Genomic DNA, 16,461 nt, shown 5'->3' with positions numbered 1-16,461 from the left:
GCATGTATGTAGTCGCCACCGCGGGACACGTCGACCACGGCAAGTCGACGCTGGTGCACCGGCTCACCGGGATGTGGCCCGACCGGCTCGCCGAGGAACAGCGCCGCGGACTGACCATCGACCTCGGCTTCGCCTGGGCCGACATCGACGGGCGCGAACTGGCTTTCGTCGACGTGCCCGGACACGAGCGGTTCGTGGCCAACATGCTCGCGGGAGTCGGTCCGGTGCCCGCGGTGATGTTCATCGTGGCGGCGACCGAGGGGTGGATGCCGCAGTCCCAGGAGCACCTGGCGGCGCTCGACGCGCTCGGGGTGCGGCACGCCCTGCTGGTGGTCACGAAGGCCGACCTCACCGATCCGGGCCCGGCGATCGCGCAGGCCACGGCCGCGTTCGCCGACACCGGAATGGCCGGTCCGCCGGTCGCGGTCGGCACCGACCTCGACCACGTCCGCGCCGAACTGGTGGGCCTCGTCGACCGGCTGCCCCCGCCCGATCCCACCGCCGACGTCCGGCTCTGGATCGACCGCTCGTTCACCGTGCAGGGCGCGGGCACGGTTGTCACGGGGACGCTCGCGGCGGGGACGCTGCGCGTGGGCGACGAACTCGACCACGCCGGGCGGCGGGTCGGCGTGCGCGGGCTGCAGTCGCTCGGACGGCAGCGCGACGTCGTCGCGCCGGTGGCGCGCGTCGCGGTGAACCTGCGCGGGATCGACCGGCAGGAGATCGCGCGCGGTGACACGCTGCGCACGCCGGGCGCATGGCTCGACACCGCCGAGATCGACGTCGCGCTGCGGTCCGCGGACGAGCTGCACCGCCAACTCGTCCTCCACATCGGCTCGGCCGCGGTGCCGGTGCAGGTCCGCCGGATGGGTGTCGCGGCCCGGCTGCGGTTGGCGCGGCCGCTGCCGCTGCGCGTCGGGGACGTGGGGCTGTTGCGCGATCCGGGGCAGCACCGGATCGCCGCCGGTGTGGAGGTGCTCGACGTCCGGCCGCCGCCGCTGCGCCGACGGGGGGCCGCGCGGGAGCGCGCCGAAGAGCTGGCCACGGGCGCGACCCGGCCGCCGGTGTGCGCCCGCGCAGCGGATCTGCGCGCGATGGGACTGCCGGCGCGCGGTCAGCGCGTCGGCGACTGGGTGGTCGACCCGACGTGGTGGGCCGAACGCCGTGCGCAGGCGGTGGCCGCCGCGCGGCGGTGGGCGACCGACCACGACGTCGCGGCCGGTATGCCGTTGGAAGCGTTGCGCCGCGAGATCGGGCTCCCGACAGCAGAACTCGTCGCGCCGCTGCTGGCAGGCACCCCACTGGAGGTGGCCGACGGCCGCGTCCGGCCGCCCGGACTGACGCTGCCGCCCCGCGTCGACGAGGCGGTCCGCACCGTCGAGAGGTCGCTGGCCGCCGAACCGTTCCACGCACCCGATGCGGAGATGCTCGCCGAGTTGAAGCTCGGCCCGCCGGAGCTGGCCGCAGCGGTGCGCGCCGGACGGCTGATCCGCATCGCCGACGGTGTCGTGCTCGGTCCGGATGCGCTGCAGCGTGCGGCCGAGACGCTGCGGGTGCTGCCGCAGCCGTTCACGGTCGCCGAGGCCAAACGCGCCCTGGCCACCACCCGCCGGGTCGCGGTGCCGCTGCTGGAACAGCTCGATGCGCGGCGCATCACCCGCCGCGGAGGCGACGGCACCCGCACGCTGAATTCGTGACCACTTATACCTAGAGCTGCTAGGGTAGAGCCGCTATGTATATCGACAAGGATCTGGTGGCGGCCACCGCGACCCCGCTGGTGCTCGGCATCCTCGCCGAGGGCGAGTCCTACGGGTACGCCATCATCAAGCGCGTCCACGACCTGTCCGGTGGACGGATGCAGTGGACCGACGGCATGCTCTACCCGCTGCTGCATCGGCTCGAGCGGCTGGGATACGTCTCGGCGTCATGGGGGGTGTCCGACACCGGCCGGCGGCGCAAGCACTACACGATCACCGAGACCGGCCGAAAGATGTTGGCCGAGCGCCAGACTCAGTGGAACGTGGTGGCCGACGCGCTGGACCAGGTGTGGCGCAACGCCCGGCCGCCGCTCGCCGAGGGATGGGCGTGATGGACGTCGACGAAGCGCTGGAATCGCAGATCGGTCAGTGGCGCGGTTACGTCGAGCGCCACAACGCGATCTCCGCCGCCGACGCCGACGAAATGGAAGACCATCTGCGCAGCCAGATCTCGGACCTGTCGGCGGCGGGACTGACCGGCGACGAAGCCTTCCTCGTCGCGGTCAAGCGCATGGGGAACATGGGCGGCATCTCGCGCGAATTCGCGCGGGAACACTCCGACCGGCTCTGGAAGCAGTTGGTGTTGCCGCCCGCCGGACCGGATGGGGTCGGCAGGCCGCCGACAAGGGAATTGTCCGTCGTGCTGGCGCTCGCCGTCGCGGCCGCGGTGGCGGTCAAGGTCGGCTTCGCGGTGCTGGGCGAACAGGACTTCGCCCGCAACGCAGCCCTGTTCGTCCTTCCCTTCCTCACCGGCTACTTCGCGTGGAAGCGCCGGATGTCACCGCGCGCCGTCGCGGTACTGCTCGTGCCGTACGCCGCCGCGGCGGCCGTGCTCAACGGCTACCCCTTCGTCCCTGAGGGGTCCACCGAGGTGATCGCGGCCATCCACACGCCCATCGTGTTGTGGTTCGCGGTGGGACTGGCCTATGTCGGCGGCCGGTGGCGATCCGACCGCCGCCGCATGGATTTCATCCGGTTCACCGGCGAGTGGATCGTCTACCTCGCTCTGCTGGCATTCGGGGGCGGCGTCCTCGTCGGCCTGACCGTAGGCGCGTTCGAGGCGCTTGACGTCGACGTCGAGTGGGTGATCCAGGACTGGGTGATGCCGTTCGGCGTGGCGGGGGCGATGGTGATCGCCGCATGGCTCGTCGAGGCGAAGCAGAACGTGGTGGAGAACATCGCGCCCGTGCTGACCCGGGTGTTCACCCCGCTGACGATCCTCATGCTGCTGGTGCTGCTCGTGGCGTTCGCCGCGGCGGGCAGCGTGGTGGGCGTCGACCGCAACCTGCTGATCCTGATGGACCTCATCCTGGTGCTGGTGCTGGGGCTGGTGCTGTACGCGATCTCGGCGCGGGACCCGCACCTGCCGCCGGACCTGTTCGACCGCCTGCAACTCGTCCTCGTGGTGAGCGCACTGGCCGTCGACCTGCTCATGCTGGTCGCGATGGCCACGCGCATCGCGGAGTTCGGTGTCACGCCGAACAAGGTGACCGCACTGGGGCTGAACCTGGTCCTCCTCGTCAATCTGACGTGGTCGGCCCGGCTGATGGTCGGGTTCCTCCGCGGCCGCCGCGGATTCAGCGCCGCCGAGCAGTGGCAGACCCGCTACCTGCCCGTCTTCGGTCTGTGGGCGGCGGCGGTGGTGGCCGTCATCCCGCCGCTGTTCGACTTCGCTTAGCGAGCCCGGGCGCTCAACCCCGGCAGATCGAGATGGGCTGTTCGGCGTCGTACTGCAGCGTGCGGTAGGCGACGGTGCCGCGGCACGGCCCGAGGTCCGACGCCGTCAGCGACACCGGCTTCACGGGTTCACCCCTGCGAGGACGCCAACGCCGCGACGGCCATCGCACGCCGATATGTGACGGGATTCAGTCGTACGGATGACACGGCGACAGCCATGGTTGGATTGGGAGCGAGTGGGTAGGAGGACGCCGTGGACTTCAGGAAGCTGATCGAGTCGTGGCCGGTGTACCGGCAGCTGACCGGCGACGACGCGCTGGGCCGCGGGAAGGCCGCTCAGTCCGAGCGCTCCCTCACGCTGACGCCCCGCACCGCCGAAGCCGACCACGTCGCCCACTCCGTGTGCCCGTTCTGCGCGGTGGGCTGTGCGCAGAAGGTCTACGTCAAAGACGAGAAGGTCGTTCAGATCGAGGGCAACCCGGACAGCCCGATCTCCCGAGGCCGGCTGTGCCCCAAGGGTTCCGCGAGCAAACAGCTCGTCACCGGCCCACAGCGCCTCACCAAGATCAAGTACCGCCCGCCGTACGCGACGGAGTGGCAGGACCTCGACCTGGACACGGCGATGGACATGGTCGCCGACCGCCTGCTCGACGCCCGCGAGAAGGGCTGGCAGCAGTTCGACGCCGACCGCAACACGCTGCGCCGGACCATGGGGGTGGCCAGCCTGGGCGGGGCGACGCTCGACAACGAAGAGAACTACCTGATCAAGAAGCTCTTCACCGCGCTGGGCGCCCTACAGATCGAGAACCAGGCGCGTATTTGACACAGCGCCACGGTTCCCGGTCTGGGAGCCTCCTTCGGTCGCGGCGGGGCGACGGACTATCAGCAGGACCTCGTCAATTCGGACTTCATCGTCATCATGGGGTCCAACATGGCCGAGGCCCATCCGGTCGGCTTCCAGTGGGTGGTCGAGGCGAAGAACCGCGGCACGCAGGTCGTCCACATCGATCCGCGGTTCACCCGCACCAGCGCGCTGGCCGACCGGCACGTTTCGCTGCGCGCCGGTAGCGACATCGCGTTCCTCGGCGGGGTGATCAACTACATCCTGTCCAACGATCTCGACTTCCGCGAGTACGTCACCGCGTACACCAACGCCTCGTTCATCGTCGACGAACGGTTCAGCGACGCTGAGGATCTGGACGGCCTGTTCAGCGGCTACGACGACGCCACCGCCTCGTACGACCCGTCGACGTGGCAGTACGAACGCACCGACCAGGAGAAGGGCGGTTCGGAAGCCAAGGAGGAGAGCGCCCCCTACGAATCCGGTTCCGGCGGGCCGCCGATCGAAGGCGGCGCCGGGGAGATCCCGCGCGACGAGACGCTGCAGCATCCGCGCTGCGTGTACCAGATCCTCAAGCGGCACTACGCCCGCTACACCCCCGAGATGGTCGAGCGGGTGTGCGGTGTTCCCGCCGCGCAGTTCGTGGAGGTGGCGCGCAAGTGGACGGAGAACTCCGGACGCGACCGCACCGCGGCGCTGGTCTACAGCGTCGGCTGGACCCAGCACACGATGGGCGCACAGTTCATCCGCGCCGGTGCGATCATCCAGTTGCTGCTCGGCAACATCGGCCGCCCCGGCGGCGGCGTCTTCGCCCTGCGCGGGCACGCCAGCATCCAGGGTTCGACCGACGTGCCGACGCTGTTCAACCTGCTGCCCGGCTACCTCGCGATGCCGAAGGCGGGCCACGAGACGCTGGCCGACTACCTCGACGACATCAAGAGCCGCAACCAGAAGGGCTTCTGGCACAACGCCGATGCCTACATGGTGTCGCTACTCAAGGAGTACTGGGGCGAGCACGCAGGAGCGGACAACGACTTCTGTTTCGACTATCTGCCGCGCATCAACGGCGACCACGGCACTTACCGCACCGTGATGGACATGGTCGACGGGAAGGTGTTCGGTTACTTCCTGCTCGGCCAGAATCCGGCGGTCGGGTCGGCGCACGGCAGGCTGCAGCGCCTGGGCATGGCCAACCTGGACTGGCTGGTGGTGCGCGACCTGGTCGAGATCGAGAGCGCCACGTTCTGGAAGAGCGGTCCCGAGGTCGAGACGGGCGAGATCACCCCGGAGACGTGCCGCACCGAGGTGTTCCTGTTCCCCGCCGCATCGCACGTCGAGAAGGCGGGCACCTTCACCCAGACCCAGCGGATGCTGCAGTGGCGCGAGAAGGCCGTCGAACCGCCGGGCGACGCCCGTTCGGAGCTGTGGTTCTTCTACCACCTGGGCCGGATCCTGCGCGAGAAGCTGGCCGGTTCGACCGACGAGCGCGACCGGCCGCTGCTCGAATTGTCCTGGGACTACGCAATGGACGGCGACGAACCCGACGGTGCCGACGTGTTGCGGCGGATCAGCGGCGTCGACCTGACGACCGGACGCGCGGTGGACAACTACATGTCGCTGAAGGCCGACGGCACCACCATGTGCGGTTGCTGGATCTACAGCGGCGTGTACGCCGACGAGGTCAACCAGGCGGCACGCCGCAAACCGCACGACCAGCAGGGACCCTACGACAACGAATGGGGCTGGACGTGGCCGATGAACCGCCGCGTCCTCTACAACCGGGCCTCGGCGGATCCGCAGGGCCGGCCGTGGAGTGAGCGCAAGAAGCTCGTGTGGTGGGACACCGAGAAACACGAGTGGACCGGCTACGACATCCCGGACTTCGAGAAGCACAAGCCGCCTGACTACCGGCCCCCAGCCGAGGCCGTCGGTGTGGAGGCACTGCACGGCGACGATCCGTTCATCATGCAGGCCGACGGCAAGGCGTGGCTGTTCGCCCCGAACGGGCTGGCCGACGGTCCGCTGCCCACGCACTACGAGCCGCACGAGTCCCCGGTGCGCAACCCGCTGTACCGGCAGCAGGGCAACCCGGCGCGCAAAGTGTATGGGCGCGCGGACAATCCGTCGAACCCGTCGCCGCCCGAACTGCACGGCGAGGTGTTCCCGTTCGTGTTCACCGCGGCGCGGCTGACCGAACACCACACCGCGGGCGGGATGAGCAGGCAGCTCCCCTACCTGGCGGAGCTGCAGCCGGGGCTCTTCGTGGAGGTGTCCCCGCAGCTGGCGGCCGAACGCGGCCTGACGCACATGGAGTGGGCGCACGTGGTGACCAGTCGCGCGGCGGTCGACGCCCGCGTGTTCGTCACCGACCGGATGCGGCCGTTGCGCATCGACGACCATGTCGTGCACCAGATCTGGATGCCCTACCACTGGGGCAACGTCGGGCTGATCGACGGTGACGTGGTCAACGACCTGCTCGGTGTGGTCGCCGACCCCAACGTGTTCATCCAGGAGAGCAAGGTCGCCACCTGTGACATCCAGCCCGGCCGGCGTCCCCGCGGGCCCGCGCTGCTGGAGTACGTCGCGATGTACCGGCAGCGGGCCGGGATCACCGTCGATACCGGCACCGACCTCGACACGACGAAACCGTCGACCGACCATACCGAGGAAACCTGATGAGCGAGAACAGCTTCTACGGTCCGCTGGCCGATCCGGCCGGCAACGCGGGCTATTCGGAGCACCCCGAGCGGGTCGGCTTCTTCACCGACACCTCGGTGTGCATCGGCTGCAAGGCCTGCGAGGTCGCGTGCAAAGAGTGGAACGAGGTGCCCGTCTCAGGCGAGGGGGACGGGTTCAACCTGCTGGGCATGTCGTTCGACAACACCGGGAACCTGGGCGCCAACTCGTGGCGGCATGTGGCGTTCGTCGAGCAGCCGGCACGCGAACCGGTCGACCTGGGCATGCCCGACGTCAGCGGCGCGGGCATCGACATGGTCGGTGAGCGCCCCGACTTCCGGTGGTTGATGGCCTCCGACGTGTGCAAGCACTGCACGCACGCCGGGTGCCTCGACGTGTGCCCGACGGGCGCACTGTTCCGCACCGAGTTCTCGACCGTCGTCGTGCAACAGGACATCTGCAACGGATGCGGCTACTGCGTGTCGGGCTGCCCGTACGGTGTGATCGAACGGCGGGAAGGTGACGGCCGGGCGTGGAAGTGCACGCTGTGCTACGACCGGCTGCACGACGGGCTCGAACCCGCGTGCGCCAAGGCGTGCCCGACCGACTCGATCCAGTTCGGTCCGCTCGACGAACTACGTGAGCGGGCGGCGCTGCGCGTGGAGCAGTTGCACGAACGCGGGGCGACCGAGGCGCGGCTCTACGGCCACGACCCGAACGACGGGGTCGGTGGTGACGGTGCGTTCTTCCTGCTGCTCGACGAGCCGGAAGTGTATGGGCTGCCGCCGGATCCGGTCGTACCGACGCGGGACGCGGGCGCGATGTGGCGGTATGCGGGGATGGCGGCGTCGGCGTTGGTCGGTGTCGCGGTGTCGGCGTTCGCGGGCCGGCGATGAGCGCTCGCGCGAAGAGCAGAAGGGTGAGCTGATGCCGCGCGAACAGTTGGCCGTTCCGCGCGCGGAGTTCCAGTCCTACTACGGCCGGCAGATCCTCAAGACTCCGGTGTGGAACTGGATGATCGCCGCGTACCTGTTCGCCGGCGGCCTGTCGGCCGGGTCGGCGATGCTGGGCGCGGGCGCCGATCTGACGGGCCGGCCCGGCCTGCGGAAGGTCTCGCGGATCGGGTCGCTGGTCAGCCTGCTGGCGAGTATGTACTTCCTGATCGGCGACCTCGGCAGGCCCGAGCGGTTCCACCACATGCTGCGGGTGGCCAAGCCGAGCTCGCCGATGAGCATGGGCACGTGGATCCTCGGCGCCTACGGCCCGGGTGCCGGGCTGGCCGCCGCAGCCGAGCTGATGCCCGCCCGGTGGCGGCGTACGCGGCTGGGCCGCCTGCTCGGGTGGGCGGCGCGCCCGGCCGGGCTGGAGGCCGCGGCGGTGGCGCCGGGGGTGGCGTCCTACACCGCGGTCCTGTTGTCGCACACAGCCGTTCCGGCGTGGCATGAAGCACACCCGTATCTGCCGTTCGTGTTCACCGGTTCGGCGGCGGCCAGCGGCGGCGGGCTCGGCATGATGCTGGCGCCGCTCGCCGAGTCCGGGCCCGCCCGCCGGATGGCGGTCGCGGGCGCAGCACTCGAGGTGGCGGCGTCACGGACGATGGAGCGCCGGATCGGATTCGTCGGCGAGGCGTACACCACCGGCAGGGCACACCGGCTGCGGCAGTGGTCGGAGATCCTGACCGTCGGCGGCGCGGCCGGGGCAGTCGTGGGCCGCAACCGGGCGGTGCTCGCCGTGTCGGGTGCGGCGCTGCTCGCCGGCAGTGCACTGCAGCGCTTCGGAGTGTTCGAGGCAGGCGTGGAGTCGACCAGAGACCCGAAATACGTTGTGGTGCCGCAGCGTCAGCGGCTCGCCGCCGGCGAGCAGGCGCGCGGCGACGCGCCCGGTGCGCAGTTCCCCCGGTTCACCGCGACAGTCCGCCGGGCGCGCACGGCCGCTTCGCGCACGCTGACGCGGAGCCGCTGACGGTCACAGTCGGGTGGCGGCGAAACCCGCGCCCCCGGAGAAGCCCGGGAACCGATGCCAGTACCGCCGCCGACGACGGCGCCTAGACTCCTGCGAGCACGGCGCACTGAGGGAAGGAGTCCGGTGGCGGCAATTCCGGTCATCGCGTTGACCGGCTACCTCGGTGCCGGTAAGACCAGCCTGCTCAACCATGTGCTGCGGGCGCCCGACGCACGGGTCGGCGTGGTCATCAACGACTTCGGTGAACTCAACGTCGACGCCGCCCTGGTGACCGGACAGGTCGACGAACCGGCGTCCATCGCCGGCGGCTGCATCTGCTGTCTGCCCGACGAAGGCGGCCTCGACGCGGCGTTGGAGCGGCTGGCCGACCCGAAGCTGGGCCTCGACGCGATCATCGTGGAGGCCAGCGGGCTGGCCGACCCGGTCGCGGTGTCGCGGATCATCCGGTTCAGCGGGGTGGACCGGGTGCGGCCCGGTGGCGTCGTCGACGTCATCGACGCCGCGATGCATTTCGAGACCGTCGACCGCGACAGCTCACCGCCCGCCCGCTACGCCGCCGCCTCCCTGGTCGTGGTCAACAAACTCGACCAGATTCCGGACGCCGACCGTGCGGCCACCCTCGACCGCATCGAATCCCGGGTGCGCGAACGGCATCCGGAGGCGCACATCGTCGGCGCCGTCGGCGGGCGGGTGGATCCGGCGCTGCTCTACGACGTGGCCGACGCGGAACCCGAGGCCGGTCAGCTGTCCTTTCGCGAACTGCTCATCGACGGCGCCCCCGACGACCACCCCCACCATCACGTGCACGCGGTCTCGGTGACGGCGACCAGCACGGGCTGCATCGACCCCGGCGCGCTGTTCGACCTGCTCGAGCACCCGCCGGCCGGGGTGTACCGACTCAAGGGCACGGTGGCCGTCCGGTATCGCGAACGGGTGCGGACCTACGTCGTCAACGTCGTCGGCCCCAACGTGCACGTCGCGGCGGGCACCGGCGCGGGCAACTCCCTGGTGGCGATCGGGACCGGCTTCGACGTCGACGAGGTCCGGGCGCGGGTGGAGGCGGCCCTGCGGCCGCTGGACGGTCCGGTGCCGACGGCCGGACTGCGCCGCCTGCAGCGCTACAAGCGACTCAGCATCTAGCTGCCGCTTCCGCCGACCTCCGCGGGCAACGGCGGACCGAGCGGTTTGGTCGGCGTCGTGGTGGGCGCGGGTCCGACGCCCGGAGACGCCGGAGCGGCCGGAGTGGCGGCCGGGCCGTGGAACTCCACCATCGTCTCCTCGCGGATGACGTCGTCGCCGATGGTCACGGTCAACGCGTCGGCGGTCACGGTGTAGGTGGCGACGTCGTTCGCGGCGGTGAACTCACCGTCGCCCGTGGCCGTCGCCGCGGTGATCAACTTGGCGCCGTCGCGCACCCGCACCCCGCGGTACTGGTACTTGCCGTCGGGCGATTTGCAGACCGCGATCCGCGAGCTGTCGGTCCTGCCGTACGCCACCGCGGTGCTGGGGGCCGCGCAACGGGCGGTCGAGTCGAGGAACCCCTGCGCGTCGGAGGCGGGTGCGGCCGCGGCCGGCTGCGTGCCGAACGCGAACAGCACCGTCCCCGCCGCGGCGGCGACGGACCAGCAGAAGATCGAACTGGAAGTGGGCATCATCGTCCACTCGACCACGTCGAGGCGGCGAGTGCGAGCGTCGACACCGAGCCACAACGGATTCGTTAGGTCCCCGAGACAGTCATGGCCCGGCCGGCGGCGCGGATCGCGAAATAGATCAGCGTGGTCGTCACCAGGAACACCGGCCAGCCCATCGCCAGCCGTGCGATCGCCAGCAACCCCTCCCGGTCGGTGTCGTACAGGTAGAACTGCACGAAGAAGCGCGTCCACGACACCAGGGCCATCATCAGGGTCGCGGCGTCGAAGACGAGCAGCACCCGCCGGTTCCGTCGCCACGAACCGTCCCGCCCGGTGAACCAGGCCCACATCACGCCGACGGCGGGCCTGCGCACCACCACCGACAGCGTGAAGACGACGGCCAACCCGAGATACATCCAGATACCGGGCAGGTAGAAGTCCTTGCTGCGCCCGGTGATCCAGGCGACGCCCGCGCACAGCGCCACCGCGGCGAAGCCGAGCAGGGCGGGACGAAGAGATTCCCCACGCAGCAGCCGCCATCCGAGGATCACGGCCGCGGCGGCGAGCGCCGCGACGATCGCGGGTACCAGTCCGAAGACCGCCGACGTGGGTGCGAAGGTGGCCACCGGCAGCGCGGTGGAGACGAGCCCGCTGATCCCACCCGCCCGGGCGAACAGGGTCTGGATCGGCGGTGCGGGATCCGGCACGGGCGCCTCGCCGGGTGCGTCGGGCCGGCCGGACATGGGCCCGAGATTACCTGCGCGGCGGCCGGATGCGACAGGTTCACGGCCCTGCGGCAGGATCGCGGTCAGCATGACCACCTCCCCGCGGACGACATGACCGCACCCGACGGTGCGCCGGTGATCTCCCGGCGGCGCCACATCGTTCGGCTCGCCGTGTTCGCGGTGCTCGTGTTCGCCCTGTTCTATCTGGTGGCCGTCGAGCGGGTGATCGACGTCGACGCGGTCCGAGGCGCCGTCGCCGCGACCGGACCCGCCGCGCCGCTGGCCTATGTCGTGGTCTCGGCGGCGCTCGGCGCGCTGTTCGTGCCTGGGCCGCTGCTGGCCGGCGGCAGCGGTCTGCTGTTCGGTCCGGTGCTGGGCACGTTCGTCACGCTGGGTGCGACGGTCGGCACCGCGGTCGTCGCGAGCCTGGTGGGCAGGCGGGCCGGACGCGACAGCGCCCGAGCGCTGCTGGGCGCCGAACGCGCCGACCTCCTGGACGCGCAGATTCAGCGGCGCGGTCTCTGGGCGGTGGTGGGCCAGCGGTTCATCCCCGGCATCTCCGACGCGCTGGCGTCGTATGCCTTCGGCGCGTTCGGGGTTCCGCTGTGGCAGATGGCCGTCGGCGCGTTCATCGGATCGGTGCCCCGCGCGTTCGTCTACACCGCGCTGGGAGCGTCGATCGGTGACCTGTCGTCACCGCTGGCCTACACCGCGATCGGAATCTGGTGTGTGACGGCGGTGGTGGGCGCCTTTGCCGCGCACCGGGGCTACCGCCGGTGGCGCGGCCACAAGCGGGCGCCAGACTGAAGTCCCGCAGACAACGTGCGAGAGCCCGCCTGCGTGAGTTCAGTCTGGCGTTTCGCAGCCCCGGTGACCGCGCGGCGCGCATAGAGTCGGACGGGTGAGCGCCGGGGAAAGCCGCGCCGGGGTCGATCTGACCAACCTCGACCAGCCGCTGAGCCCGGACGCCGGGGCGACCAAACGCGACCTGGTCGACTATCTCGACGCCGTCGCCGACCGGATCCTGCCCGGTCTCGCCGGGCGCCCGCTGACCGTGCTGCGGGTGCTGCGCGGGCAGCAGCCGTTCATGCAGAAGAACGCCCCGAAGTACACCCCGGACTGGGTGAAGACGGTGGCGATCTGGGCGGAGAGCTCACACCGCGAGGTGCGGTACCCGCTCTGCGACGACCGGCGCACGCTGCTGTGGCTGGCGAATCAGCGGGCCGTCGAATACCACCCGACGCTGGGGCTCGCCGAGAACATCTACCGGCCGACCCACCTGGTCCTCGACCTCGACCCGCCCACCGAGACCGATTTCGCCGCGGTGGTCGCGGTCGCCCATCTGGTCCGGCAGGCACTGGCCGACAGCGGGCTGGCGGGCGCGGTCAAGACCAGCGGGGCGAAGGGCATCCACGTCTTCGTTCCGGTCGACGACAGCGCACCGGTCGAGGACGTCGCCGCTGCGACGAGGGCACTCGCAGCGCGCGCCGAGGCTCTCGATCCCGCGCTGGCCACCACGGCGTTCATCCTCGAGGACCGGCACGGCAAGGTGTTCGTGGACTCCACCCGCGCCGGCGGCGCCACCGTCGCCGCGGCGTACAGCCCGCGGCTGCGTCCGGGCACCCCGGTGTCCTTCCCCGTCGACTGGTCCGATCTGTCGTCGGTCACCCCCGCCGATTTCACCGTGCACACCGCCGTCGAGGCCCTCGGCGGGCGCGACCCGTGGGCGGACTCGATGCCGGCTCCGCAGCGGCTGCCGGACGATCTGATCGAACACGGCCGCACCATCCCGGTCGCCCGGGTGGCCGCGATGCACGAGGGCAAGCGCCGCGCCAGGGCACGCCGCACCCGCGGTGAGTGACCCGAGGCTCTGCGACCACAGATATCGGGCTGTCCCCCGCGCGAAGTGACCGGCGTCGCTTTCATACACGGAAAGTGCCATCGGACCACTAAATACTGCCATCGGAATTAAATCTCTGACCTGCGGGTTTACGCATTCAGACAACAAAGTTCGTAGAGGGAAAGAAAGAAGTCACGGAAATGAACAAGCTCGGATTCGCCACCATCATCGCCGGCGGACTGGCCACCGCCTTCCTGGGTCTGGCCACCCCCGCGCAGGCCGCACCGGCCGGTCCGGGCAACGCCGAGGACGCCATCAGCTCTCTGGACGACCGCGGCTACGCCGTGCGCGTCGACCATCAGGGCATGGTGAAGCCGCTCGACCAGTCCAGCATCGTCTCGGTCCGCTACGACAACGACGACCGCGTCGTCTACGTCACCGTCCGCTGACCCCAGACCACCGGCGAGGGGCACCCGAAAGGGTGCCCCTCGTTTCGTTGTGCGGACCGGTTCACAATCCGAGGTCGGTGAGCCCCGGGTGATCCCCGGGCCGAGGCCCGCTGCGATCCCAGTGGAACAGCCGCTCCTGCGCGCTGATCGGGACGTCGTTGATGCTGGCGTGCCGCGTCGTCATCAAGCCGTCGGCGGCGAACTCCCAGTTCTCGTTGCCGTACGCGCGGAACCACGCCCCGTCCGCGTCGTGGTACTCGTAGGCGAACCGCACCGCGATGCGGTCCTCACTGTGCGCCCAGATCTCTTTGATCAGCCGGTAGTCGCGTTCGCTGGCCCACTTGTCGGTGAGGAAGGCGATGATCTCGGCACGCCCGCGCAGGAAGGTGGAGCGGTTGCGCCACCGGCTGTCCGGTGTGTAGGCCAGCGCAACCCGCTGGGGATCGCGAGTGTTCCAGAGATCCTCTCCGGCGCGCACTTTGGCGATCGCCGTCTCCAGGGTGAAAGGGGGTTTCACGGGTCAGACCTCATCCGCGGCGACGCGGGCCCGTTCCCGCATCGAGGCGACCACGCCACCGTCGTTGAGGATGTCGGTGCCGGTGAGGTAGCCGGCCCGCTCGCCGGCGCAGAACGCCAGCAGTTCGGCCATCTCCTCCGGTTTCCCCCACCGCGGCACCGCGGCGTCGGTCACCATGGCGCCGGCCCCGGCCTGTTCCTCCAGGCGACCCATCTCGGTGTCGACGGAGCCGGGTGACACCGACACGATGCGCAGTCCGCGGGCATTGAACCGTTCGGCCTGCGAGGTGCTGTACCAGCGGACGAAAGTCTTGCTCAGCGCATAGGCCAGACCCGACCGCGCCTCTTCGGGAGCCATCTCGCAGGCGGACAACATGTCCGACATGAACGCGCTCTCGTCGGAGAGGGCGCGGGGGAACAGGCTGGTGGGGATGATCTCCTCGGGCAGCAGGTGCGCCGCCATCGACGCCACGTTGACGATCGCGGCGCCCTCGCCCGCGGTGGCGTAGAACGCCTCGTCGACGTTGACCGTGCCGATCGCATTGGTCCGCATGACGTACTCGGCGTCGCCCATGCTCGGGCTCACCCCCGCGGTGTGGATCACCGACGCGATGGGTCCGAGGCCCGATGCGGTGTCGAACAGCGTCGCGACCGCGTCGCGGTCGGTCACGTCGCAGTGCACGGCGGTGGCTTCGATGCCGAGTTCGTCGAGGGTGGCGACGGCGGCGTCCAGCCGGTCCTTCCTGACGTCGCAGAGCACGAGGCTGTGGTCGCGGCCGACGATCCTGGCGGTCGCCACACCCATACCGCCCGCCCCGCCCGTGATCACCGAGATTGGACTCATAGCTGGACCGTATACGGATCGCCCCGTCGGTACGTTGGTACCGGTGAACCTCCCAGACGGCGGCAAGGCCGACGCGGGCGCCCTGAGCGGCGTCTCGGAGACGGCGCTGTTGACGCTCAACGGCCGGGCCCATCAGGCCCGCCACCCGCAGGCCATCATCGACGATCCGATGGCGATCCGGCTCGTCGACTCGATCGACTTCGACTTCGACAAGTTCGGCCGCAAGGGCCAGGAGATGGCGCTGCGCTCGCTGGCCTTCGACCGGGCGGCGATCCGCTACCTCAGCGCGCATCCGTCGGCCACGGTCGTCGCGCTCGCCGAAGGCCTGCAGACCAGCTTCTGGCGGATCAGCAGTGCGCGTCCGGACCTCGACTTCCGCTGGCTCACTGTCGATTTCCCACCGGTCATCGCACTGCGCGAGCGATTGCTGCCGCCGTCGGACCGGATCACCAACCTCGCGCAGTCGGCACTCGACTTCTCGTGGATGGACCGGGTGGACACCGCCCACGGCGTCTTCATCACCGCCGAGGGCCTGCTGATGTACCTGCAGCCCGAGGAGTCGATGCGCCTGATCACCGAGTGCGCCAAGCGTTTCCCCGGCGAGCAGATGATCTTCGACCTGCCGCCGGTGCTGGTCAAGAAGCTGGCGCCCAAGGGGATGCGGGCCTCGCGCCGCTACCGGGTGCCGCCGATGTCGTTCAGCCTGACCCCGGCACAATTGGCGAATCTGGCAAACACCGTCCCGGGAATCCGTGCCGTCCACGATCTGCCGATGCCGCAGGGCCGGGGTGTGCTGTTCCGCAGGCTGTTCCCCGCCTTCTGGCAGCTGAAGCTGACCAAACAGATGCGCGGCGCCTACACGCTGCTCGAATTCGGCTGATCCGTCACCGCCGCGGTGAGCAACCGCGAGATGCGTTGATGGACCTCGTCGGTGTCGTCCTCGACGGCGACGGTGGACAGGAACAGCGCCGCACCGGCCGCCATGGCGAGGACCGCGCGGGCGTCGCGTTCGGCGTCGTCGACCGCCGCGGCGGAGTCCGCAGCCGAAGGGGCACTGAACAGTTCCACCGCGGGGCCGCTGAACACCGCCCAGAGCCGGCGCCGCATCTGTTCGTTCTCGGCCATCGCCAGCAGTAGTCCGGGCACCGCCGCCCGGACCTCCGGGCGGGCGAACAACTGCCTGCTCCCGCGGGCCACCCAGTCGATCCAGCCGCGCCGGTCGGTGCCGGCGAACGGCGTCAGATCCGGTGTGTCACCGAGGATCGCACTGAACACCAGCTCCGATTTCGACGGCCAGCGGCGGTTGATGCTCGATCGGCTCACCCCGGAGCGCACCGCGATCTGCCGCATGCTGAGTTCGTCCCAGCCGGTCTCGACCAGCAGCTCCCGGGTCACCGCAAGGACCCGGTCGTCGATCGATGCGTCCCTCGGCCGGCCCTGAGTTCTTCCGTCCTCCACACCGCAATTCAACCGTGCGACCCGCGAGCGGCGGTGTTCGCGCTGATGGCGTCGCCGTCAGCGAACGGATTAGGCTGGTCGGACG

Annotated in this window: 16 protein-coding genes; 11 read left to right on the top strand and 5 right to left on the bottom strand. The window is 70.2% G+C overall.

Translation table 11 applies throughout. The annotated features are described in order from the left end of the window. The first annotated feature begins 2 nt into the window (after nucleotides 1–2). From G6N30_RS21750 to G6N30_RS21715, 7 genes are all read left to right on the top strand, one after another. Entirely contained in the window at nucleotides 3–1,697 is a 1,695-nt protein-coding gene (locus G6N30_RS21750) for a selenocysteine-specific translation elongation factor (protein WP_134061094.1), read from the top strand. Between the two features lie 35 nt (nucleotides 1,698–1,732). Then, a complete protein-coding gene (locus G6N30_RS21745) occupies nucleotides 1,733–2,089 on the top strand; it encodes a PadR family transcriptional regulator (RefSeq protein WP_134061095.1) in 357 nt (118 codons plus the stop codon). Further along, the gene (locus G6N30_RS21740; protein ID WP_134061096.1) at nucleotides 2,089–3,435 is read left to right on the top strand and encodes a permease prefix domain 1-containing protein; all 1,347 of its coding nucleotides are present in this window, start codon (nucleotides 2,089–2,091) and stop codon (nucleotides 3,433–3,435) included. Before G6N30_RS21745 ends, G6N30_RS21740 begins: the two co-directional genes overlap by 1 nt. A 252-nt stretch (nucleotides 3,436–3,687) precedes the next feature. After that, nucleotides 3,688–6,951 (top strand): formate dehydrogenase, encoded by a 3,264-nt coding sequence (gene fdh / locus G6N30_RS21730; protein WP_179965510.1) that lies wholly within the window; start codon nucleotides 3,688–3,690, stop codon nucleotides 6,949–6,951. After that, a complete protein-coding gene (locus tag G6N30_RS21725; protein ID WP_134061099.1) occupies nucleotides 6,951–7,847 on the top strand; it encodes a 4Fe-4S dicluster domain-containing protein in 897 nt (298 codons plus the stop codon). The genes fdh and G6N30_RS21725 overlap by 1 nt, the downstream gene beginning before the upstream one ends. A gap of 31 nt (nucleotides 7,848–7,878) precedes the next feature. After that, nucleotides 7,879–8,913: an NrfD/PsrC family molybdoenzyme membrane anchor subunit gene (gene nrfD / locus G6N30_RS21720; protein WP_234880383.1), complete on the top strand. Its 1,035-nt coding sequence runs from the start codon at nucleotides 7,879–7,881 to the stop codon at nucleotides 8,911–8,913. A gap of 123 nt (nucleotides 8,914–9,036) precedes the next feature. Beyond that, on the top strand, nucleotides 9,037–10,053 hold the full coding sequence (locus G6N30_RS21715; protein WP_134061100.1) for a CobW family GTP-binding protein: 1,017 nt from the start codon (nucleotides 9,037–9,039) through the stop codon (nucleotides 10,051–10,053). Here G6N30_RS21715 and G6N30_RS21710 read toward each other — a convergent pair. Continuing rightward, nucleotides 10,050–10,565 (bottom strand): hypothetical protein, encoded by a 516-nt coding sequence (locus G6N30_RS21710; RefSeq protein ID WP_407664668.1) that lies wholly within the window; start codon nucleotides 10,563–10,565, stop codon nucleotides 10,050–10,052. The genes G6N30_RS21715 and G6N30_RS21710 overlap by 4 nt on opposite strands. Before the next feature lie 65 nt (nucleotides 10,566–10,630). After that, entirely contained in the window at nucleotides 10,631–11,251 is a 621-nt protein-coding gene (locus G6N30_RS21705; RefSeq protein ID WP_134061140.1) for a DUF3159 domain-containing protein, read from the bottom strand. A 129-nt stretch (nucleotides 11,252–11,380) separates the two neighbouring features. On the opposite strand from G6N30_RS21705, the gene G6N30_RS21700 reads away from it, so the two are divergent. The 3 genes from G6N30_RS21700 to G6N30_RS21690 all read left to right on the top strand — a co-directional run bounded on the left by G6N30_RS21700 (nucleotide 11,381) and on the right by G6N30_RS21690 (nucleotide 13,558). Continuing rightward, entirely contained in the window at nucleotides 11,381–12,076 is a 696-nt protein-coding gene (locus tag G6N30_RS21700) for a TVP38/TMEM64 family protein (RefSeq protein ID WP_134061102.1), read from the top strand. A gap of 94 nt (nucleotides 12,077–12,170) precedes the next feature. After that, nucleotides 12,171–13,130 (top strand): DNA polymerase domain-containing protein, encoded by a 960-nt coding sequence (locus G6N30_RS21695; protein WP_134061103.1) that lies wholly within the window; start codon nucleotides 12,171–12,173, stop codon nucleotides 13,128–13,130. Nucleotides 13,131–13,309: 179 nt separating this feature from the next. Then, nucleotides 13,310–13,558, top strand: a complete 249-nt coding sequence (locus tag G6N30_RS21690; RefSeq protein ID WP_134061104.1) for a hypothetical protein — start codon at nucleotides 13,310–13,312, stop codon at nucleotides 13,556–13,558. 61 nt (nucleotides 13,559–13,619) lie between these two features. Here the strand turns inward: G6N30_RS21690 and G6N30_RS21685 are convergent, their stop codons facing one another. Together G6N30_RS21685 and G6N30_RS21680 are read right to left on the bottom strand one after the other, a co-directional pair. Further along, complete coding sequence (locus G6N30_RS21685) at nucleotides 13,620–14,075, bottom strand: nuclear transport factor 2 family protein (RefSeq protein ID WP_134061105.1); 456 nt, start codon at nucleotides 14,073–14,075, stop codon at nucleotides 13,620–13,622. A 3-nt stretch (nucleotides 14,076–14,078) separates the two neighbouring features. After that, nucleotides 14,079–14,918 carry an SDR family oxidoreductase gene (locus tag G6N30_RS21680; RefSeq protein ID WP_134061106.1) on the bottom strand — a complete coding sequence of 280 codons (840 nt, stop codon included), beginning with the start codon at nucleotides 14,916–14,918 and terminating at the stop codon, nucleotides 14,079–14,081. A 43-nt stretch (nucleotides 14,919–14,961) separates the two neighbouring features. Here G6N30_RS21680 and G6N30_RS21675 point away from each other — a divergent pair, with 43 nt between their 5' ends. After that, the gene (locus G6N30_RS21675) at nucleotides 14,962–15,798 is read left to right on the top strand and encodes a class I SAM-dependent methyltransferase (protein WP_179965509.1); all 837 of its coding nucleotides are present in this window, start codon (nucleotides 14,962–14,964) and stop codon (nucleotides 15,796–15,798) included. On the opposite strand, the gene G6N30_RS21670 is transcribed toward G6N30_RS21675, so the two are convergent. Further along, on the bottom strand, nucleotides 15,774–16,376 hold the full coding sequence (locus G6N30_RS21670) for a TetR/AcrR family transcriptional regulator (RefSeq protein WP_134061107.1): 603 nt from the start codon (nucleotides 16,374–16,376) through the stop codon (nucleotides 15,774–15,776). The genes G6N30_RS21675 and G6N30_RS21670 overlap by 25 nt on opposite strands. Nucleotides 16,377–16,461: the final 85 nt, after the last annotated feature.

Source organism: Mycolicibacterium litorale (genome assembly GCF_010731695.1).
Taxonomy (GTDB): Bacteria; Actinomycetota; Actinomycetes; order Mycobacteriales; family Mycobacteriaceae; genus Mycobacterium; species Mycobacterium litorale.
The sequence above is the reverse complement of the archived record's forward strand: the minus strand, read 5'-3'. Positions and strand labels throughout refer to the sequence as shown.